This window comes from Bradyrhizobium sp. JR4.3, from assembly GCF_040547695.1.
Lineage (GTDB): Bacteria > Pseudomonadota > Alphaproteobacteria > Rhizobiales > Xanthobacteraceae > Bradyrhizobium > Bradyrhizobium canariense.
Map to the genome: position 1 here is coordinate 392,456 of NZ_JBEPQF010000003.1, position 21,684 is coordinate 414,139.

A 21,684-nucleotide genomic window follows, 5' to 3' on the forward strand; every position below is an offset into this window, starting at 1 on the left:
CCCGGTAGTTGGATGCAACTGCATCCAAGATAGATGCATTTGCATGCACTCGTCAAGTTCAATGCATTTGCATCGACCGGTCTCGATCTCAGGATTACCTCAAGGCCGCGCGATCACCCCGCCCGTCATCGGCATCGGCACGCCCGTGGTCGCGGGATAAGACAGCGGCAGGCCCTTCAGGCCGCGCGCGGCAAGGAAGCCGAAGGCCTGCGCCTCGATGGCATCGGAGGCCCAGCCGACTGTCGCGGCGGCCTCGACAGTGGCGGACCCCACGCGCTCCCGCAGCATCTGGAGCATGGTCCGGTTGCGGGCGCCGCCGCCGCAGACGATCCAGCTTCGCGGCCTGCGTGGCAGCAGCGGGATGATGCGGGCGATGGCCGCCGCGGTGAAGGCGGTCAGAGTCGCGGCGCCGTCGGCCGGCTGCACCTCGCCGAGCTTTAGTGCGGCAAAATCGTTGCGGTCGAGCGATTTCGGCGGCGGGCTTGCGAAGAACGGCAACTCCAGCGCCCGCGCGATACACGCTTCGTCCGCCTTGCCGAGGGCGGCGAACTTTCCGTCCGCGTCGAACGCCTGGTTCATGGTGCGGTACATGAAATCGTCGAGCAGCGCGTTGCCGGGCCCGGTATCGCAGGCGATCAGCGTGTCGTTGCCGTCGATATAGGTGATGTTGGAGACGCCGCCGATATTGACGACAACGATCGGCCCTTCGCGCTCCAGCGACTGGACGAGCGCCCTGTGGTAGACCGGCACGAATGGCGCGCCCTGCCCGCCAGCTTCGACGTCGGCGGCGCGGAAATCATGCATCACGGGGATGTGGATCGCCTTGGCCAGCGCCGGCGCATCGCCGATCTGCACCGTCAGCCGTTTCTCGGGGCGATGCAGCACGGTCTGGCCGTGGAAGCCGACGATGTCGATGTCTTCCGGCCTCATCCGATTCTGGGCGACAAAGGCGGCGACCGCCTCAGCATGCGCCTGGGTCACCGCGCGCTCGGCCTCGGCCAAAATCCCCGGCCGGGCATCGCGCTGCGGCAGGTGCACCGCCTCGCTCAGCGCCTGGCGCAGCAGGTTGCGCTCCGCCGGGCTATACGGCCGGTAGCCGGAGGGCCCGAATGCCTTCACCTGCTTTCCGTCGGTTTCGATCAGCGCGACATCCACCCCGTCCAGCGAGGTGCCGCTCATCAAACCGAGTGCCGTCAACATCATGGATCAGCGTCCTCAAGAGACCCTTCCGGCATGCCGATCTTGTGCCAGAGGGACACATCTTATAATGCCACAGGCCAAAGTGGCGGGCAGCAATCGAGTTCCCATAGAAGACCCTTAAATTGCTCCCAAAACAGTAAACCAAGAATTGTCAGGCGCGCCGACAAATGACTGCATTCAAATCGGATTTCCTCAACACGCTGCAGGAACGGGGATTCGTCCATCAGTGCTCCGATTTCGAGGGGCTGGACGCACTCGCCGCCAAGGGCGAGGTGACCGGCTATGTCGGCTACGATTGCACCGCCCGCTCGCTGCACATCGGCAACTACCTGACCATGATGATGCTGCACTGGCTGCAGCAGTCCGGCAACAAGCCGATCACCCTGATGGGCGGCGGCACCACCATGGTCGGCGATCCCTCCGGCAAGGACGAGACGCGTGCAATCCGCTCTGTCGCCGAGATCGAGGCCAACAAGGAATCGATCCGCGGCGTGTTCGCAAAAGTGCTGCGTTATGGCGACGGCAAGAGCGACGCCATCATGCTCGACAATGCCGAGTGGCTGACAAAGCTCAACTACATCGAGATGCTGCGCGACGTCGGCCGGCACTTCTCGGTCAACCGTATGCTGACCATGGACTCCGTGCGCCTGCGCCTCGAACGCGAGCAGGAGATGAGCTTCATCGAGTTCAACTACATGATCTGCCAGGCCTACGACTATGTCGAACTCGCCAGGCGGACCGGCTGCAACTTGCAGATGGGCGGCTCCGACCAGTGGGGCAACATCATCATGGGCGTCGATCTCGGCCGCCGCATGGGCACCCATCAGCTGTTCGCGCTGACGACGCCGCTGCTGACGACGGCATCGGGGGTCAAGATGGGCAAGACCGCGCAAGGCGCGGTCTGGCTCAACGCCGACCAATTCTCGCCGTATGATTTCTGGCAGTACTGGCGCAACACCGAGGATGCCGACGTCGGCAAATTCCTCAAGCTGTTCACGACGCTGCCGATGAGCGAGATCAGGAAGCTCGAGGCGCTCGGAGGCTCCGAGATCAACGAGGCCAAGAAGGTACTCGCCACCGAGGCGACCGCGCTCCTGCATGGCCGCGACGCCGCGAACGAGGCGGCCGAGACCGCGCGCCGCACCTTCGAGGAAGGCGCGCTGGCCGAGAGTCTCCCGACCGTGGAAATTCCGCGCGGCGAGTTCGACGCCGGCCTCGGCGTGCTCAATGCCTTCGTCAAGGCGGGCCTCGTTGCCTCCAATGGCGAAGCACGGCGCCAGATCAAGGGCGGCGGCCTGCGCGTCAATGACGAGCCTGTCACGGACGAGAAGATGGCGTTGTCGGCGGCCAACCTGACGCCGGAAGGCGTGGTCAAACTGTCGTTCGGCAAGAAGAAGCACATCCTCCTCAGGCCTGCATAGGCGTATGAGCTTTTCGCTGCTTGTCAGGGCGCGCTGAAGCGCGCTCCCTGATCGGCAATGGACCAGAACGCGCTAGAGGAACAGTCCAAGCAAGCGACCAGGGAACGCGTCACGGCGACGCCGCAGGGCGTCGTGCGCACCGCGCTGGTGGTGCTCGCGCTCTGCTTCACACTCGCCGTGCTCGGCCGCGGCCTCAGCGAAAGCTTCACCGTCTTCCTGAAGCCGATCTCGGAAAACTTTGGCTGGGATCGCGCCCAGGTGGTCTCGATCTATTCGCTGACCTGGCTCGTCAGCGGACTGATGGCGCCGTTGGTCGGGCGCCTGTTCGATCATTCCGGACCGCGCATCGTCTATGCACTGGGCCTTTTGCTGCTCGGCTCGGCCTTCCTGATCGCAAGCCACGCGCAGTCACTCTGGCAGTTCCAGCTCTCGATCGGACTCTGCGTCGGCATCGGTGTCGCCTTCATCGGCAATGTGCCGAACTCGATCCTGCTGGGCCGCTGGTTCGGCCCAAAGCTGCCGACCGCGATGGCGGTGGTCTACTCGGCCATGGGGGGCGGCGTGCTGGCGCTGCTGCCGGCCTCGCAGCTTTTGATCGATCATCTCGGCTGGCGCGAAACCTACCAGCTGTTCGGCTTCGCCGCGCTCGGCCTGCTGGTTCCGCTGATGCTGCTGCCATGGCGGCTGTTCGCCTCGGGCTCGCCCCATATCGCGAAGAAGACCGATCCGGATTTCGTCGATCACGGCTGGACCCTTCCGAGCGCGATGCGCCATCACGCCTTCTGGGCGCTGTTCTCGACCTTCTTCTTCACCGCGGTCGGCATGTACGCGATCGCCGCACAGATCGTGGCCTATCTGATCGACGCCGGCTTTCCACCGCTGCAGGCCGCGACGGCCTGGGGCTTCTCCGGCGTCGTGCTGGTGTTCGGCATGCTCGGCGTGTCAGCGCTCGACGGCCTGATCGGACGCCGGCCGTCGGTGCTGCTCAGCTACGCGGTCTCGATCCTCGGCATCTTCCTGCTGTGGCTGTTGCAATACTCCGCCAATCTCCTCCTGCTCACCGGATTCGTGGTCTGCTTCGGCAGCATGATGGGCTCACGTGGACCGCTGATCACGGCGACTGCGATGAAGATCTTCGGGGGCAAGCGCGTCGGCACCATCTACGGCACCATCTCGATCGGCAGCGGACTCGGCTCGGCGTTCGGCTCCTGGAGCGGCGGCCTGATCCACGACGCGACCCACGGCTACAACGCGCTGCTCGCCTTCGCGCTTGCGAGCGTGGTGCTCGGGATGATCCCGTTCCTGGTCGTGCCCGCCTTGCGGCGGTAGGTGTCTCAGAGGTAACCTGCGGGCATTCGCGTCACCGGGAAATTACGGATGGGCATGGCGCGAACAGCTGCAAAAGATGTGGATGGCGCGCGGCTGAAAGTCCCTCCCGCGGTGTTTTGTCCGACATGACAAAAATGTCAGCGCAAATTGCCCTTGGGCGGCTTGCAGCGCAGAACTGAATGCGGTCCTAGTCGCAGCATTGGATGGAGGGCACAAACCAATGAACTTTCCCTATCTCGTTCGCTTTCAACCGGTTCTCTTGAGCCTGTTTCGTTTCGTCACCGGCCTGCTGCTGTTCCAGTACGGCATCGCCAAGCTGTTCAAGTTTCCGGTGCTTCCCTACTTCGCAAACATCCCGCCGATTATCTACGCAGCCGGTACGCTTGAGCTCGTGCTTGGCGCGCTGCTGATGATCGGCCTGTTCACCCGCCTCGCGGCATTCATCCTCTCGGGTGAGATGGCCTTCGCCTATTTCATGGGGCACATGTTCAAGGGCGAAACGCCGGTGTTCCTGCCGCTGCTCAATGGTGGCACCGCGGCGATCCTGTTCTGCTTCGCCTGCCTCTACCTCTCGGCAGCCGGCGGCGGCTCGGTCAGCGCCGATGCGGCGATAGGCAAGGACTAGCGGCACAACCGGCGGCGCGTTCGCGCGGCGCTGAGGCGTCAGCAATTGATCCGCGAATAAAGAGATGGCACCCGTACATTTGCGGGTGCCATCTCAGCGCGAGCCCAGCACGTTCCAGACGAGGACGAGGACCGCGACCAGCAGCATCGACATGATGAGGCGGTGGACGAATCGGTTCATGTCCGCTCCCACCGGATTCGGTCGGGACTGAAGACCCACACAATCTTTCTCCCAGTTGACTTGCCATGCGCCCACGCGGCGCATTTCCGCATGGATGTTTGCGCATGCAGCTCGCGGACGCCGCTTGCGCGGCAGCCGTCGCACGCGTCCATTCATGATTGGTAAGAATTTCATGCTACCGACGCGAGCAACAATAATCATTCCGTCGAGGCCGTGATGAAGCTGCTGAGTCACCTCAAGATCCGCACCAAGCTCGCCAGCATGGTCTGTCTTTCGGCACTCACGGTCACGGCCATCATCGGGGTGTCGTCCGTGCTCAGCAAGAGCCGCATGCTGGAGGACCGTGTCCAGCAGATGCGGACCGCGGTCGATATGCTCCACAACTTCGCCCAATCACTTGAAGAGGAAGTCGGCGCCGGCAAGCTGACGCAGGCCGAAGCGAAAATCCAGTTCCACCAGCGCGGTCGCCGCATGAGCTTCAATGGCGGCCAAGGCTATCCGGTGGTCTACAACGCCGATACGTCCCTCATCGTCAACGGCGCCAACCAGCAGCTCGAAGGCAAGATCACCGGTGCGAAGGACTCCAATGGCGTCCTGATTGCCGACGCCATTATCAAGGCCGGCGCCGAGACCGCACAGGGTGGCGTGACCTCCTATCTCTATCCCCGTCCCGGGCAGACGGAGCCCGTCCGCAAGACCGTGTTCGCGCGCAAATTCGCGCCCTGGAACGCGACGATCAGCTACGGCCTCTATGTCGACGACATCGACGCCGACGTGCGAGCCTTGACGCTGGAGCTGGGGGCGATCGGCATCGGCCTGATGCTGCTGATGGCGACCCTGTCCTGGCTGATCGCCCGCGACGTGCTCGGCGCGCTCGACCGCCAGAAGAACCGCATGCAGGCCATTTCCGAAGGCGCGATCGACACGGCGGTCGAGGAGACCGGTCGCGGCGACGAGATCGGCCGCATGGCGGAGACCCTCGAAGTGCTCAGGCAGACCGCCTTGACGGCGCGCAAGCTGGAGGCCGAGCAGGTCGCCACCAAGTCCCGCAGCGAACAGGAGAAGCGCGACGCGCTGATCTCGCTTGCCGACCGGTTCGATGCCTCCGTCGGCCAGCTCGTCGGCCTGATGGCCTCGGGCTCCGGCGAGCTGGAGGTCACCGCCAAGTCGATGTCGTCGACCGCGGAAGGGACCAACCGCCGCGCCGCCGTCGTCGGCTCGGCCGCCACCGAAGCCAGCCAGCGCGTCCAGACGGTCGCGGCCGCCGCCGAGGAGCTGTCCTCCTCCATCACCGAGATCAGCCGTCAGGTCGCGCAGTCCGCCGTGGTCACCGGCCGCGCCGTGGACAGCGCGCGCCGCACCGACACCATCGTCCGCGCGCTCTCGGACGGCGCCCAGCAGATCGAGCATGTCGCCGAGCTGATTTCCAGCATCGCGGCGCAGACCAACCTGCTCGCGCTCAACGCCACTATCGAGGCCGCACGCGCCGGTGAAGCCGGCCGCGGCTTTGCTGTCGTCGCTTCGGAGGTGAAGTCGCTGGCGAGCCAGACCGCGGAAGCCACCCGCGAGATCGGCGACAAGATCGCCCAGATCCAGGGCGCGACCAAGGAAGCGGTGGACGCCATCGGCGGCATCACCGCCACCATCGAAGAGGTCAGCCGGATCGCCACCTCGATCGGCGCCGCGATCGAGGAGCAAGGCGCCGCCACCGCCGAGATCGCCCGCAGTGTCTCGCAGACGGCCGAGGCGACCCAGGAGGTCACCACCAATATCGGCGGCGTCAGCACGGCAGCGAACGAGACCGGCAATGCCGCAGGCATGGTGCTCGCCGCAGCCTCGAACCTCTCCAAGCAGGCAGAGCAGCTCTCTGGCGAAGTCGGGACCTTCCTGGCAGGCGTGCGCGCGGCGTAAGGCGGCGCACGGGCCTCGTGGTTCGAGACGCCCGCTCCGCGGGCTCCTCACCATGAGGATCCAAGATTTATCCGTGGAACAGGACCTCATCCTGAGGAGCCCGCGGAGCGGGCGTCTCGAAGGATGGCCGCGCGCAAACCACCATCCGCATTCATTCTCGGAGACGTGAAGGGCGTAGCTCGCCGCTATCGCCGCGCGAGGGTGCAGCCGCTCGAGAGCTGGCGCGTCGTTCCGGTCGAGCCATCGCTCGACTGCGACGGAAATTCCTCGAACGGCGAGTTCTGTTTGCCGGTGTTGAATTCGAAGATCTTGCGGAACAGACCGGGCGCCATCGCCGAAATCGGATTGACGCGCATCACGGGTGCGGCCGGCGTGCCGACGACCTCGTAGGTCACGCCGATCAATCCTTCATTGTTGCCGCCGCCGAGGAAGATGCCGAACAACGGGATCTGGCCGAAGATGTTGTTGACGCCATACATCGGCACGAAGGTGCCGCTCATGCAGACCTGATTGCCGGGAAAGTCGATTGAGCCCTCGATGGTGGCGCCGATCATGGGGCCCTTGACCACGCCATCCCGAATCGTGAGCGCGCCGTTCTGCCGCGTGAACTCCGCGCGCAACGCCGTGAAGGCCACGCCGCTCTGCGCGCCGTTGGGAGCGCCCGCCGCGACGCGATCGAGTTGATCCATGCCCTTGACCGAGAAGTCGCGCACGTTGATCAGGCCTTCCCGCGTCGTAGGCTCTGACGTCGGCGGCTCCATGGCCACCACCATCTGGCCGCCGAAGACCTTGTTGGTGGTGTCTGTGAAGCGCAGGAAGTTGCCGGCATCGCTGGTCTGGAGATAGATCACCTCGCGGTTGCCCTGGGCGCGGCCGCCGCGCAAATCGGCGGCCACAGGCGTGTCTTTTCCGATCCTGCCGCTCAGCGTGAAGGCTTTGACCGCGCCATTGCGCCGCGACATCTTGGCCTCGACGCTGCGCATCGCCTCGCCGTTGAACCCCATGACGGCGCCGAGCTTCACGTCCATGTCGAAATCGACGTTCTTCGTCTTGCTCTTGGCATCGTCCTTGGAATTGCCGGAGATTGCCGACTTCAGGAAGCCGCGGCCGTCGAATACGTCGCCGCGCATCGTGCCCTTCAGCACGCCCTCCTGGCTGCGCTCCACCTTCAGCGACGCCTTGTCGCCGTCGGACGGCGCGTAGGTCGGGAAGTTCGCGTTCATGAGATCGCCATTGGCATCGACCTCGAGAGCCCCCCTGATCGAGGCGCCGCCGCCTTCGATGACGATGTCCTCCAGGCGCGTCGATTGCGCCGTCGGCACCACCTTGAAGCTGGCCTTGCCCGCTCTGCCCGGCAGCTTGACCCAGCCGGGCAGGATGTTGTCGAGCTTGACCGAGGTCAGGTCGGCCTCGATGCCGAGCTTCGTCGTCTGGTCGGGTCCCCCGGCGATCTTGCCTGACAGCTTGATCGGCACCGATCCGCTGACGGCGGGGCCCAGATCGAACCCGAGGCGCGCGCGGCTCGCATCGTCCAGCGTGGTCTGCAATTTGACGTCCGCATCGCCCTCGGCCGGCTTGCGATAATCGAGCGAGGCCGCCTGCCCGTTGATCTTGACGTCGCCCTTGACCTGATAGCCCTGGTTGCTCGCGACGATCTTGAGGTTGTTGGCCTCCAGCTTCTGGTTCATCACCAGCTTGTCGGCACCAAAACCGTTGAGATCGGCGGTAACGCTGTAGGTAGTGTCGGCTTTGGTCAGCTCGCCCTTGACCGGCAGCCCAAGCTGGACGTTCGCCAAGAACGTCCCCTTGCTCGTATTGGGATCGATGACGGTCGACGACAGATCGCTCAGGCGATCGTTGGAAAGCATTTCGGCGGCAGCAGGCACCGGGCCTTCGACACGGAACCTGGTCCGCGACGGCGACGGCTTGGGCGCCATATCGGGCACCTCGAAGACGAAGTCGGAAATCGTGATCTTGCGGCCCGCTGGCGTATCGGCGATGCCCTGCCCGATATTCACGGTCGCGGTGCGGCCGGTCACGCGCGCCTTCAAATCTGCATCGTGCACCACCGGCAGGCCATCGACGGGGCGAACCGTGACACCGCTCGCCACGATGTTGACCGACAGACCGTCGTCGGGAATGGGGGGCCCCTTGCGCGGAAGATTCTTCGTCGGCGAATTAACGCCGATCTCGATGCGCTGGAGCGTTCCACGCTCGATCCGCTCGATCACCCATTCGCGCAACTCGGGAACCACAAGCGTCGGCCACATCCGCTTGAGCGCGGAGGCTGACATCGGCGTTCCCGCAAAGCCCAGCGTCAGCCGCGGCTCGCCCGAATAGTCGATAGCGCCGGTGCCGGCGACGCCGACCTCTCCGTTGGAGATATCGGCCTGCGTCAACAGCAGCCTCTTGTGGTCGGTATCGAAGCGGAAGCCGATCGCAATACGGTTGAAGACCAGGGGCGGTTCGTTGTCGATGCCGCCGAGCAGGATCGAACCGCCGCTGAAACCGAGCTGCCAGTCGTTGACGGTGCCGTTGGGCGGCTCGACATGAGCCAGAAGCGTCAGGCGGTTCGCACCCGAGAGGATCTTGAACGGAGCCACCAACACGCGCCGATTGGCGTCCCACTCGACATTGATCTCGGCCGAGTCGATCGCCATCGGATAGTCGGGCGTATCGGTGTCGATGATGTTGCCCGCACCCACCGTGATCTTGCCGCGAAAGAAGGTCGGCACGCCGTCGCGGCCGAGCTCGCCCTTGAGCTCGCCGGTCAGCGGCAGGTCGGCGGTGTAGGTGAGGTCCTTCACCCGCAGCGCCAGCAGGATGTTGGCGGTCGAGACCTTGTCGGCGCGGATATCGACCGAGCGCACGCCGTTCTCGGTGGGTCCGATCGTGGCACGCAGCGACCACGGACGCGCGCCCTCCTCGCCGAGGCTGAGCGCGACGCCGCCATGGCTCGGCCGGCGCAGGCTGAGCGTGATGTTCTCGAATGTCCATTTGCTGCCGCGCTGCTGGTCGTCGACGATCAGATTGCCGTTCTTCAGACCGATCTCATTGAGGTTCTGGCCGTCGAGGCCGGTCATGCTCAGACTGTCGAGCCAGTCGAGGCCCTGAAGAATGCCGGTCGGGGCCGTGACCTGGGTCGCGGCTTGCGATGTGTCGGGGGTCGCAGGCTCGGTTGCGAATGGCGGCGGTGGGACACCGTTGCGCGGGAAAGTCGGCGGCAGCCCCGCGTCCTTCTTGGAGGCGACGCCGGTGGCGAGCGGCTTTGCGGTGTCGCCAGCCGACACTGTGACCGTCCCGTCAGGCGCGATCCGGATCGCGAGCTCGGCATCGACGAGGTTGAGGCTTTCGGCGCGCAGATGCCCCATCAGCAGGCCTGCACCCGACAGCTTCACCTCGGCCTTCGGTGCGGTGGCGACAATGACGTGATCGTGGTCGCGCACGACGATATCACGGATACGCACGGCGATGCGGATCCGCCCGGCCCGTTCGATCTGCGTGCCGCCGACCTCCACGGTGTTGCCGTGACCGATATTGTCCTCGATCGCGGCGGCGAGCCACGGCGTCGCAATGTCGAGATTGATGGGACCGGCACCGAGCCGCCACCACAGTGCGCCGAAACAGCCGACGAAGATGACAACCAGGGCACCGACGACCACGGCCACGCGCTTCAGCCAGCGACCGCCGCCCATCCAGCGGCGCAGCGGCCCAAACCCGTCAGCGAACCGATGGAAGCCCGAATTGGAACGCGACAACAGCCGGCGCGCTCGATGGCCCGCCGCCGCTTCCTGATCCGGATCCCAATCGGCGTCGTCCCATTGCTGCTGCTCTGGTTGGCTGCCGCGCCGATCCAAATCCCGATTGTAATCCTGGGGCGACGTATTCCTTGCCATTGCCTCTCGATACAGGCGCCCGTCGTGGGATTGAGCGCCGCCGGGGCCGCAGCCGTCGACGGGAAGCGAAGCTCCCTGCGCCGGCATTGCCGCCATACCTCGAATATTCCTTCTGTTCGTCATGTCGCCCCGGGAGCGCGTTCAACGAGCAGTGGGGTGGTGCGTGGAATTCCTTGTAACCAGACTCCGGCGTCGTCAGACTCGCCCAGCCGAGGGCACGATTCCGGTAGACCGGAAGAGGGCTGCAATACCGCTTTGGTTGACCCGCCGAAAGCGACGAAAGGAAGGCGTATGTCCAAGAAATCCCGAAAGAAATCGTCCAAAACGCCCTCCGGCAGTCCGACGGCTAAAAAGACGCCCGTGAAAGCGCGGGCTGCGACTCAAACCAAGTCCGCGAAAACACAGCGGACACCGGCGAGCAAATCAACTGGGACCATAGCAAAGACAGCATCGCATAAGGCCGCATCGAAACGGTTAAATTCTTCCAAATCGGCGTCCGCGCCCGAAACGGCGGCGAAGGCCGGCTTGGCCGAGGGGCAGAAGGCTCCCGCCTTCCGCCTGCCCCGCGACGGTGGCGGTGTCGTCGCGCTGTCGGATTATACCGGCCAGAAGCTGGTCCTGTTCTTCTACCCCCGCGCCGACACGCCGGGCTGCACCAGGGAGGCCATCGATTTCACCCGGCTGACCGGCGCCTTCGCCACGGCTGGCACCGCCGTGCTCGGTATCTCCGCTGATCCAGTCAAGGCTCAGGACAAGTTCCGCGACAAGCATGGTCTCGGAGTGCCCCTCATCTCGGACGAGACACACGAGATGCTGGAAGCCTACGGCGTCTGGGGCGAAAAGTCCATGTATGGCAAGAGCTTCCTGGGAGTTCTTCGTACCACGATGCTGCTTGGCGCCGACGGCAAGATCGCCCGGATCTGGCGCAATGTCCGGGTCGACGGCCACGCCGACGAGGTGCTGGAGGCCGCAAGAAGCCTTTAACCAATCCTTTAAATTCAAGCGGTTCCGTTTCCGGAAAATTAACCATGACTGGCCCAGATTGCCGCGGCAATTAGGCCGTACGGACTCATCCGACCGGCGCGGGAGTGCCGATGTCGAAAAGTTCTGCCCAATTCTCGCAGTACCCCCAACATCACCCCCACGACCACGGACGAGCCTTTCATCGCCGTGCCGCCGCTGTGGCAACAGCGCTTCCCCTTCCGGATACCGACGACGCCTACACCATCGTGCATCACGGCAAGCAGGTTCGCCTGGGACCTGTGGTGTTCTGGATCGTGGTCGGCACCGTCGTGTTGCTCGGGCTCTGGTCCGCCGCAACCGCGACCTATTTCGCCTTCCGCGACGACGTCCTCACCCGGCTGATCGCCCGGCAGGCCGAGATGCAATACGCCTATGAGGACCGCATCGCCGAGCTGCGCGCCAAGGTGGACCGCACCACCAGCCGGCAACTGCTCGACCAGGAGCAGTTCGACCAGAAGCTCGACCAGATCATGAAGCGCCAGACGGCGCTGGAGTCCCGTGCCACGGCGCTCGGGTCCATGCCGGACGTGACCGGATCGATTCCCCGCTCCACCCCGCAGCGTGGCGATGCCAGCCAGACGACGCCAAAACCCTCGCCGATCAGCGACACCGTGATCTTCGTGGCGCCGCCGGATCGCGAAGCGCGGCTCGAATCGCGCGCGCCGATCCTCGCAGCTCCGCCCGTCAATCAGTTCGCCAAGAATCAAGGGTTCGACAACGTCGTCGTTCGGCTCACGACCTCGCTTGACCAGGTCGAGCGTCGCCAGATGGCGGCGCTCAACGCCGTCGAGGAAGGCATGGACTCACGCATGCGCCGGATGCGCGGCGTCGTCAGCGATCTCGGCCTGAACCTCGCAAATCTCGAAGCCGCCGTGCCGCGCACGGCGATGGGCGGGCCTTTCGTACCCGTAAAACTCACCGCCAGTTCGGGGCCGTTCGAAAAGCAGCTCTATCGCATCAACAGCACCCGCGCCGAGATGGACCGGCTCAATCGCACCCTCGCACTCGTGCCCTATCGCAAGCCCGTCATCGGCGAGGTCGAGTTCACCTCCGGCTTCGGCGTGCGCAGCGATCCGTTCCTCGGCCGGCCCGCGATGCACACCGGGCTCGACTTCCGCGCCGCGAGCGGCGATCCCGTTCGCGTCACCGCCAACGGCAAGGTCGTCTCCGCCGGCTGGTCCGGCGGCTACGGCCGCATGATCGAGGTCGATCACGGCAATGGCCTTGCGACTCGCTACGGCCATCTCTCCGAGATCAACGTCAGGGTCGGCGAGATCGTGAGAATCGGCCAGGTCGTTGGTCTCGTCGGTTCGACCGGCCGTTCCACCGGCCCGCATCTACACTACGAAACCCGGATCGACGGCGAAGCGGTCGATCCGCAGAAATTCCTGCGCGCCGGCGTGCGGCTCAGCGCGGGCTAGGCCCGCGCTTTTCGCATTCTACTGGCCGCGCTCGTGGCCGACCTCTCCTGTGATGACGTCGCCGAACAGCTCCCAGGCCTGCCCGTTGAAGCGCATCAGCTGCATCTGCTCGATCGGGAAATAATCGTCGGCCGAGGTGTTGACCATGATGCCGGGCAGCATCAGGTCGGTGTGGAAATCCTTCAGGTTCGAGGCCTGCTTCATCACGTTGTCACGCGTGAGATTGTCGCCGCACTGCTTCAGCACCTGCGCCATCGCCTCGGCCTGCACGTAGCCGTAAAGATTGTTGGCGTTGGTCTTGTCCCCTTCGGGATAGTACTTGTCCATGAAGGTACGCCACGCGATGACCGCCGGATCTTTGTCCCAGGTCGGGTCGGTCGGATCCTTCAAATATGCGGTCGAGATGATGTCCTTGGAGTAGTCGAGCCCGGCGGGCTTGAGCACCGAGGCGATCGACGTAGCCGTATTGGCGAGGAAGAATTTTGGCTTCCAGCCGAGCTCGCCGACCTTCCGGATCGCCTGTGCCGATCCCTTTGGCGCAGCCCATGAGAAGAAGATGTCGGCGCCGGAATCGTGAAGCGCAACGATTTGCGAGTCGATCGAGGGATCGCTGACCTCATAGGATTTGTCGGCGATGATCATATTGGCCTTGTCGCCGAGCCCATCCTTCAGGCCCTTGAACTGGTCCTTGCCGGCGTCGTCGTTCTGCCGGAACACCGCGATCTTGCTGTTTGGAAAGTTGTCACGGATATATTTTGCGTAGATCCGCCCCTCGCTCTGGTAGTTCGGCTGAAATCCCATGGTCCATGGGAAATTCTTGGGGTCGCCGAACTTGGTGCCGCCGGAGGCGACGAAGAGCTGCGGTACCTTCTTGGCGTTCATGTATTTCATGATCGCGGAGTTCGAAGGCGTGCCGAGCGGCTGGAAGATCAGCAACACCTCGTCGCTCTCGACCAGCTTGCGCGCCTGCTCGATCGCCTTTGGCGGCGAATAGGCGTCGTCATAGCTGATGAAATTGATCTTGCGCCCGTTGATGCCGCCCTGGTCGTTGATCATCTTGAAGAACGCGGCCTCGGTCTTGCCGATCACGCCATAGGACGACGCCGGCCCGCTATAGGGCATGATGTTGCCGAGCTTGATTTCGGTATCGGTGGCGCCGGGATCGTATTTCTTCTGCGCCAGGGCTGGTGTCGTGACGAGCACTCCGGCAACAAGAATGGCGAGGGCAGCAAGGCTTTCGCGACGACCCGGCATCGTTCTCTCCCCTGTTTTGTAGTCTTGTTTTGCCGAGAGTGTCGCAAGGGGAGCGGCGGCTGGCAAGCCGCGCAATATTCCGTGGAGTGAAAGTGTGGACCGGGAACTTGCGCGACGCGACGCGTTTACGACCGCTCGCGCGAACGTGCATCGCCGGCAATATCGGCGACGACCGCGCCGATCACGAGAGCCCCGCCAACGAGCGCATGCACGAGCGGTACCTCCCGAAAGGCAACCCAGATCCAGAACGGCATCAGCGGCGTTTCCAGCGTCGCGACCAGGGAAGCCTGGCTCGACGGCAGAAGGCGCGAGCCGAGCATGTAGAATGTCAGCCCCAGCGCCACCTGAAAGCAGCCGAACATCGCGAGGATCGCGAGGTTGGCGCCGTCGACACGGGCGATGTCGTGCGCGAAAGGAAGGCTGACGAGACTTCCCAGGAAATTCGACAACGCCGCCGCTGCCACCATCGATGTCTCCCGGTAGCGTCGGATCACAACCGTCATAGCCGAGATGGCGAGCACCATGAGGCAGCTCAGCGCCACGCCTCCAACATCAGGCCCGGCTTCGATGCCTCCGACCGTGATGGCAACGCCGGCAAAGGCAACGAGGCTTGCGACCAGGGTACGCCATGTCGCGGCTTCGCCAAGCCACAGCCACGCCAGCGCCGCGGCGACGAACGGCTGCGTGGCGATCAGGACGGCCACGTTCATCACCTTGGTTATCTGAAGCGCAGGGATGAAGGAAACCATGCCAAGCGTGGACAACGAGGCGACGAGCAAGCCGCCGCGCCCCGGCGCCACCAATTGCCGCAGCGCGCCGCGTCCCTGCATCACAACGAGAAACACCGAGATCAGACTGCCGCCGAACAGGCCGCGCCAGAACAGGATGGTCCAGGGATCGAACGGCAACAGACGTGTGAAGAATGGCGCGGTGCTCCAGGCAATGGCGGCGGCGACGACGAGAGCAATGCCGAGACCGCGTTCTGATCGAGGCTGCCCCATGTGATACGGCCAGTTAGGACGGCTTCTTCGGCCGCGACACCAGCTCGATCATCTTGCCTTCATCGTCGTCAGGCATCGCAGCCTTCGCCTGCGCGTAGGCCTCGACGGCGGCGCGCGCGACCAACGGCTTGTCGGCCAGCAGGCTCTCGGCGAGCTTCACTGCGTAGGCGGCATCTTTGTGCCGCAGCGCCGCCGTGAACGTTGCGCCGGAAAAATCGCGGGCGACCATGCGCTTGGAGTGGCGCTGCACCTGCGGGCTTGCGGCGACGCCCGCCTGAATTGATTCCAGCACCAGATTCATGTCGAGCCCGGCCTGCTCGGCGATGGCGAGTCCCTCGGCGAGGCCGGCGATCTGGATCGCGCCCATCAGATTATTGATCAGCTTGTAGACGGTGCCGGCACCGACCGCGCCGAAATGGCGGATGGTCGAGCCGATCGGTGTCAGATAGGGCCGCGCGCGTTCGAGATCGGCGGGATCGGCGCCAACGAGCAGCGTCAGCTTTCCGCTCGCTGCCGCATCCGGCAATCCCGTCACGGGGCAATCGATATAGATTAGCCCGCGCGCATTCATTTCGCGGCCCATCTCGCGGGCGTGGTCATAGGAAACGGTGGAGCATTCGATCGCGATGGTGCCTGATTTCGCCGTCTTGGCTGCGCCCTCGGGCCCGAGCCAGACCGCGCGCGAGGCCTCGTCATCGGCGACCATCGTCACGACCGCGTCGGCGTCGATCGCCGCGTCCTCAGGCGAGGTCGCCCACAGCGCGCCGCGCGCGATCAGGTCTTCCGCTTTTGTTTTGCTGCGATTCCAAACCGTCACCGTGAAGCCGGCATCGAGATAGCGGCCGGCCATGCCATGGCCCATCCGCCCAAGCCCGATGAAGGCGATCCGGGGCATCAGTCGACGTCCTCGATGTCGGCGCCGGGAGTGCCGAAGGCGCGCTGCGCCAGGGTCGCGGCCATGAAGTCGTCGAGATCACCACCGAGCACGCCTGATGTATCGGAGGTCTGCACACCGGTGCGCAGATCCTTCACCATCTGGTAGGGCTGGAGCACGTAGGAGCGGATCTGGTGGCCCCAGCCGATGTCGGTCTTGGCGGCCTGGTCGGCGGCGGCCTTCTCTTCACGCCGCTTCAGCTCGATCTGGTAAAGCCGTGCGCGCAGCATGTCCCAGGCCTGCGCCTTGTTCTTGTGCTGCGAGCGGCCGGCCTGGCAGACCACCGCGACGCCGGTCGGAATGTGTGTCAGCCGTACCGCGGACTCGGTCTTGTTGACGTGCTGGCCGCCGGCGCCGCCTGAGCGCATGGTGTCGACGCGGACGTCGGATTCCTTGATGTCGATCTTGATGGTGTCGTCGATCACCGGAAACACAGCGACGGACGAGAACGAGGTGTGCCGCCGCGCGTTGGAATCGAATGGCGAGATCCGCACCAGGCGGTGCACGCCCGCCTCGGTCTTGAGCCAGCCATAGGCATTGTGGCCGGAGACCTGGATCGTCGCGGACTTGACGCCGGCCTCTTCGCCCTCGGACTCTTCCAGCACCTCGACCTTGAAGCCGTGGGTTTCGGCCCAGCGCGAGTACATGCGGAGCAGCATCTGCGCCCAGTCCTGGCTCTCGGTGCCACCGGCGCCGGCATGCACTTCGAGATAGGAATCGAAACCGTCGGCCTCTCCCGACAGCAGCGCCTCGAGCTCGCGCCGGGCGACTTCCTTCTTGAGGCTCTTCAGTGCGGCTTCGGCTTCCTTGACGACGCCCTCATCGCCCTCGGCTTCGCCGAGCTCGATCATGCCGATGTCGTCTTCGAGCTCCTGCTCGACCTTACCGATGCCGGAGAGCGAGTCCTCAAGCGAGGTGCGCTCTTGCATCAATTTCTGGGCTTTCTGGGGATCGTTCCAGAGGTTGGGATCTTCTGCGAGCTTGTTCAGCTCAGCGAGGCGCGCCGTCGATTTCTCGACGTCAAAGATGCCTCCTCAGCAGCCCGACCGACTGCTTGATCTCTTCTACCAACCGTTCGATTTCGGCGCGCATGTGGTTCTCTGGTCTCGCGGAATTGTTCCGCGTCTAATGACAACGGGATGTAGCGGCGGCGGCTGAAAAGCGCAACCGCCGCGGCGACGAACGTCTGTCTTGTCCTAAGCCTTAGTACAGCCCGCCGGTGCCCGGCCGCATGAAGAAACCGGAATCCGGCTGCTGCTGCTGCGACGCCGGCATCCGGCCGTCGGCATCGGCAACGCCGATGACCGAATAATTATCCGGCGGCGCCGTGCCCGGCTTGAAGGCTTCGAGGATGGTTCCGCCGGTCTCGCCCGGACCGGCGCGCATGCCGGTCTTGGCGACGACGCGCACCAGCTTGATGCCGGCCGGCACCTTGAATGGGACCGCGGGCTTGTCGGCGAGCGCGAGCTGGAGGAAGTCGCGTGCGATGGGAGCTGCGAGATGACCGCCGGTCGCGGCGTTACCCTTGCCGAGCGGACGCGGCTTGTCGTAGCCCATGTAGATGGCGACGGCGACGTCGGGCGAGAAACCGACGAACCAGGCGTCCTTGGCCTCGTTGGTGGTGCCGGTCTTGCCGGCGATCGGCTTGCCGACCTGCTTGACCACGGTCGCGGTACCGGCCTGGACCACGCCTTCCATCAGCTCGGTGATCTGATAGGCGGTCATGGAATCCAGCACCTGCTCGCGGCGGTCAATCAGCTGCGGCTCGTTCTGGTTCTTCCAACCACCCGGCGCGTCGCAGCCGCGGCATTCGCGCTGGTCGTGCTTGAAGATGGTGTGGCCGTAGCGATCCTGGATGCGGTCGATCAGGGTCGGCTTCACCCGGCGGCCACCATTGGCGAGCATCGAATAGGCCGTGACCATGCGCATCGCCGTGGTCTCGCCGGCGCCGAGCGCGTAGGACAGATAGTTCGGCAGTTCGTCATAGACGCCAAAGCGGCGGGCATATTCGCCGATCAGGGGCATGCCGATGTCCTGGGCGAGGCGCACCGTCACCGTGTTGAGCGACTGCCGCAGCGCGTTGCGCAGCGTCACCGGCCCCTGGAACTTGCCCGAGGAGAAGTTTTCAGGCCGCCACACGCCCGCGCCCTGGCCTTGGTCGATTTCGATCGGGGCGTCGAGCACGACAGTCGAAGGCGTATAGCCGTTGTCGAGCGCGGCCGAGTAGACGATCGGCTTGAACGACGAACCGGGCTGCCGATAGGCCTGCGTGGCGCGGTTGAATTGGCTCTGGTCGAACGAGAAGCCGCCGACCATCGCCAGCACGCGACCGGTCCAGGGGTCCATCACCACCATCGCGCCGGACACTTCGGGGATCTGGCGCAGCCGGTACTGACCTTCGACGGGCTGGGCGTCCTTGTACAGCGGATCGGCGTAGATCACGTCGCCGGGCTGGAGCACCTGCGACACTGCGCTTGCCGCCCTACCCTTCGCTGCCCCGGAGGCCGCTCTTGCCCATTTGATGCCGTCGAGCGTGATGAGGCCGGTCTCGCGCTGCTTGCTGATGGCGCCGCCGAGCTCGCGGCTCGGCTGGAAGCCGATGCGCGCCGACTGATCGCTGGTCTCCAGCACCACGGCCATGCGCCATGGCGAGATATCGGAAAGAGACTTGATCTCGGCGAGCTTCACGCCCCAGTCGCCCGAAATGTCGAGCTTGCTGATGGCGCCGCGATAGCCCTGCTGCTCGTCATAGTTGACGAGACCGGCGACCATGGTCTTGCGCGCCATGACCTGAATCTTGGGATCGAGCGTAGTGCGGACCGAGAGGCCGCCCTCGTAAAGTTTCTTCTCGCCATAGCGCTCGAAGATGTCGCGGCGCACTTCCTCGGCGAAATATTCGCCGGCGAAGGTGTGGGCGCCATTGGAGCGGCTGGTAACGACCAGCGGCTCCTTGCGCGCCTTGTCGGCGTCGGCCTGCTTGACCCAGCCGTTCTCAACGAGACGATCGATCACGTAGTTACGGCGCTCGATGGCGCGGTCGCGGTTGCGGACGGGATGCAGCGTCGCAGGCATCTTCGGCAGCGCCGCGAGATAGGACGCTTCCGCCACCGTCAGCTCGTTCACTGATTTGTCGAAATAAACCAGCGACGCAGCGGCGATTCCGTAGGCGCCGAGACCCAGATAGATTTCATTCAGATACAGCTCGAGGATCTTGTCCTTCGAGTAGGTCTTCTCGATCCGCATGGCCAGCAAGGCTTCCTTGATCTTGCGCGCGAAGGAGACCTCGTTGGTCAGAAGGAAGTTCTTGGCGACCTGCTGGGTGATCGTCGAAGCGCCCTGCGGCCGGCGGTTGGAGCCGTAGTTTTGGATGTAGACCACGCCGGCGCGCGCCATGCCGGTGTAGTCGATGCCGCCATGCTCGTAGAAATTCTTGTCCTCGGCCGCGAGGAAGGCGTTGATCACGAGTTTCGGCACCGCCTGGATCGGCAGGTACAGCCGCCGCTCCTTGGCGTATTCGCCGAGCAGCGAGCCGTCGGTCGCGTGCACGCGGGTCATCACCGGCGGCTCGTAATCCTGAAGCTGAGAGTAGTCCGGCAAGTCCTTGGAGAAATGCCAGATCAGGCCTGCGACGGCACCGACCCCGACAAGGAACAACACCGTTCCCGCGGCGAACAGGAAGCCCATGAACCGCACCAGCAAGCGCATTATCTGTTTATCCGTTCAAACTCTGGATCAGCCCAAAGATCAGCCCTGGCGCCCGAAACAGGCGCCAAACCATCGCGAATTCACCGGCCTTACTCAATACTATCAGTGCCGGACCCAAGACGCTTGCCGAGCGGGATTCTCGCCGATTCCGGAACCCCCTGCGGCGTTTTTATAGAGCGCCCGCTGTGGCCAAACTAGGGCTTTTGCGGCGGGACGGAAAATCACTCTCAATTGGATGATCCCGATCGTCAGTTCGGCGATCCCCCGGTCGTCAATTTGACGATCCGGCCGTGGCCATCCGCTTCGCCAAAAACCCGTCGATCGCCTGTGCCATCGAGCCCACGGCACGCGAACGCCATCCCTCGGAGACCAGATGCTCGAGGTCGCCCTTGTTGGAGACATAGCCGATCTCGACCAGGACCGACGGCACGTCGGGCGCCTTCAGCACCCGGAAGCCGGCCGATTTCAGGGGATGCTTGTGCATCCGCACGGTCGACTTCATTTCGCCCATCAACAGGTGGGCAAAACGACTTGAAAAGGTGCGGGTTTCCCGCTGGGTGAGATCGATCAGGATGTCGGCGACATCGGTCGGCTCCTCCGCGAGGTTGAAGCCGGCGATGGCGTCCGCCCGGTTTTCCGCGTCCGCCAGCCGCTGCGCCTCGGCGTCGGAGGCCTTGTCGGACAACGTGTAGATGGTCGCGCCCTGCGCATCGCCCTCGGCGCGCGGCAGCGCGTCGGCATGGATCGAGACGAACAACGCCGCCTTGAGGCTGCGGGCGACTTTGACCCGGTCGTTGAGCGGGATGAAGGTGTCGTCGTCGCGTGTCATCACCACGCGATATTTGCCGGTCTTTTCCAGCCGTTCGCGCAGAGCCAGGCCAAAGGCCAGCACCAGATTCTTCTCGCTCTCGCCGCTCGACTGGGTGCCGTTGTCGATGCCGCCATGGCCGGGATCGATGACGACCACCGCGCGGCCATCGGCCTTCTGCCCGGCTTCAGGATGTGCAGATGCGGGAACCGTCGCGGGCGGCGGATCGGCAATTGCCGGCCGCAGCTCAGGACGGTTTTCCGGAGCCAGCGACGGTACGAAGGCGGTGCGCTCGACCTCCTCCAGTTCGAGCACCAGTCGCGCGGGCTGACCGTTGGCAGCCTCCACCACGTAGGAATTGGCGATCTTGGCCGGGCCCGTCAGGTCGAACACGATTCGGGAGCCGCCGGGCATCACCAGCCCATAGCGGAAGGCCTTGACCAGTCCCCGTCCGCCGGACCCGGTGCCGGCGGGGAGTTGAAAATTGACCTGGGGAACGTCGACCACCACCCGATACGGGTCGGCCAAGGTGACGGCGCGGAAGCTAACGGTCTGGTCGATGTCGAGGACAAAGCGGGTTTGCCTGCCGTCACCGGCCAGCCGGGCGGCCGAGGCCGTCGGAAAATTCGCTGATGCAACAGCGGGTTGAGGCTGACTTTCCGCAGCCTTCAGGCGCGAGGAATCAGCACAGGGCAATGCTGCCGCGCAGAGCAGCACGCATCCCAGCAAGATCCTTTGATTTGCGCGGCTCGCCACCGATTCCGTGCCTCCGAGCAGCCTCTTTAACGCAATAGAACCACAGGGTTAAACGATCCTTAATGACGGACACGCGAAACTCGCTGACTGTGACCGCCGTGCGACGCTCCTTGCACGGATGGCCCAATCCACGTATGTACGGAATGCTGACGGCCGATATTTCCGGTTGTGTCGCATTCAGCCTCCCGGTGCAGCGCCGGAACTCTCAAGGTTTGGGAAT

General features: G+C 64.3%; 15 protein-coding genes. 6 read left to right on the top strand and 9 right to left on the bottom strand.

Annotated features, from left to right (window positions below):
• Window positions 1-99 precede the first annotated feature (99 nt).
• Window positions 100-1,203, bottom strand: a complete 1,104-nt coding sequence (locus ABIB91_RS07880) for an anhydro-N-acetylmuramic acid kinase (protein WP_354167652.1) — start codon at window positions 1,201-1,203, stop codon at window positions 100-102.
• A gap of 164 nt (window positions 1,204-1,367) precedes the next feature.
• Here ABIB91_RS07880 and tyrS point away from each other — a divergent pair, with 164 nt between their 5' ends.
• The 3 genes from tyrS (at window position 1,368) to ABIB91_RS07895 (ending at window position 4,575) form a co-directional block, all read left to right on the top strand.
• Entirely contained in the window at window positions 1,368-2,621 is a 1,254-nt protein-coding gene (tyrS, locus tag ABIB91_RS07885) for a tyrosine--tRNA ligase (RefSeq protein WP_007591570.1), read from the top strand.
• Between the two features lie 57 nt (window positions 2,622-2,678).
• On the top strand, window positions 2,679-3,950 hold the full coding sequence (locus ABIB91_RS07890) for an MFS transporter (protein WP_354167648.1): 1,272 nt from the start codon (window positions 2,679-2,681) through the stop codon (window positions 3,948-3,950).
• Between the two features lie 220 nt (window positions 3,951-4,170).
• Window positions 4,171-4,575: a DoxX family protein gene (locus tag ABIB91_RS07895; RefSeq protein ID WP_007591572.1), complete on the top strand. Its 405-nt coding sequence runs from the start codon at window positions 4,171-4,173 to the stop codon at window positions 4,573-4,575.
• A 93-nt stretch (window positions 4,576-4,668) separates the two neighbouring features.
• Here ABIB91_RS07895 and ABIB91_RS07900 read toward each other — a convergent pair whose 3' ends face one another.
• A complete protein-coding gene (locus tag ABIB91_RS07900) occupies window positions 4,669-4,989 on the bottom strand; it encodes a hypothetical protein (RefSeq protein WP_219682609.1) in 321 nt (106 codons plus the stop codon).
• On the opposite strand from ABIB91_RS07900, the gene ABIB91_RS07905 reads away from it, so the two are divergent.
• On the top strand, window positions 4,972-6,666 hold the full coding sequence (locus tag ABIB91_RS07905) for a methyl-accepting chemotaxis protein (RefSeq protein WP_354167644.1): 1,695 nt from the start codon (window positions 4,972-4,974) through the stop codon (window positions 6,664-6,666). The two genes, ABIB91_RS07900 and ABIB91_RS07905, sit on opposite strands and share 18 nt — an antisense overlap.
• A gap of 185 nt (window positions 6,667-6,851) precedes the next feature.
• Here the strand turns inward: ABIB91_RS07905 and ABIB91_RS07910 are convergent, their stop codons facing one another.
• Complete coding sequence (locus tag ABIB91_RS07910; RefSeq protein WP_354167788.1) at window positions 6,852-10,649, bottom strand: YhdP family protein; 3,798 nt, start codon at window positions 10,647-10,649, stop codon at window positions 6,852-6,854.
• Between the two features lie 204 nt (window positions 10,650-10,853).
• On the opposite strand from ABIB91_RS07910, the gene ABIB91_RS07915 reads away from it, so the two are divergent.
• Both ABIB91_RS07915 and ABIB91_RS07920 read left to right on the top strand, forming a co-directional pair.
• Entirely contained in the window at window positions 10,854-11,546 is a 693-nt protein-coding gene (locus tag ABIB91_RS07915; protein WP_354128187.1) for a peroxiredoxin, read from the top strand.
• A 110-nt stretch (window positions 11,547-11,656) separates the two neighbouring features.
• On the top strand, window positions 11,657-13,006 hold the full coding sequence (locus ABIB91_RS07920) for a M23 family metallopeptidase (protein ID WP_354167641.1): 1,350 nt from the start codon (window positions 11,657-11,659) through the stop codon (window positions 13,004-13,006).
• 18 nt (window positions 13,007-13,024) lie between these two features.
• On the opposite strand, the gene ABIB91_RS07925 is transcribed toward ABIB91_RS07920, so the two are convergent.
• The 6 genes from ABIB91_RS07925 to ABIB91_RS07950 form a co-directional block, all read right to left on the bottom strand.
• Window positions 13,025-14,260: an ABC transporter substrate-binding protein gene (locus tag ABIB91_RS07925; protein ID WP_354167638.1), complete on the bottom strand. Its 1,236-nt coding sequence runs from the start codon at window positions 14,258-14,260 to the stop codon at window positions 13,025-13,027.
• Window positions 14,261-14,385: 125 nt separating this feature from the next.
• A complete protein-coding gene (locus tag ABIB91_RS07930) occupies window positions 14,386-15,261 on the bottom strand; it encodes a DMT family transporter (RefSeq protein WP_354167635.1) in 876 nt (291 codons plus the stop codon).
• A gap of 13 nt (window positions 15,262-15,274) precedes the next feature.
• On the bottom strand, window positions 15,275-16,156 hold the full coding sequence (locus ABIB91_RS07935; RefSeq protein ID WP_007591584.1) for an NAD(P)-dependent oxidoreductase: 882 nt from the start codon (window positions 16,154-16,156) through the stop codon (window positions 15,275-15,277).
• A protein-coding gene (gene prfB / locus ABIB91_RS07940) for a peptide chain release factor 2 (RefSeq protein ID WP_354167631.1) occupies window positions 16,156-17,287 on the bottom strand; the annotation gives its coding sequence in 2 pieces (ribosomal slippage) (window positions 16,156-17,217 and window positions 17,219-17,287; 1,131 coding nt in all). Before prfB ends, ABIB91_RS07935 begins: the two co-directional genes overlap by 1 nt.
• 111 nt (window positions 17,288-17,398) lie before the next feature.
• Window positions 17,399-19,900 carry a penicillin-binding protein 1A gene (locus ABIB91_RS07945; protein WP_354167628.1) on the bottom strand — a complete coding sequence of 834 codons (2,502 nt, stop codon included), beginning with the start codon at window positions 19,898-19,900 and terminating at the stop codon, window positions 17,399-17,401.
• Between the two features lie 271 nt (window positions 19,901-20,171).
• Entirely contained in the window at window positions 20,172-21,464 is a 1,293-nt protein-coding gene (locus ABIB91_RS07950; protein WP_354167625.1) for an N-acetylmuramoyl-L-alanine amidase, read from the bottom strand.
• Between the last annotated feature and the right edge of the window lie 220 nt (window positions 21,465-21,684).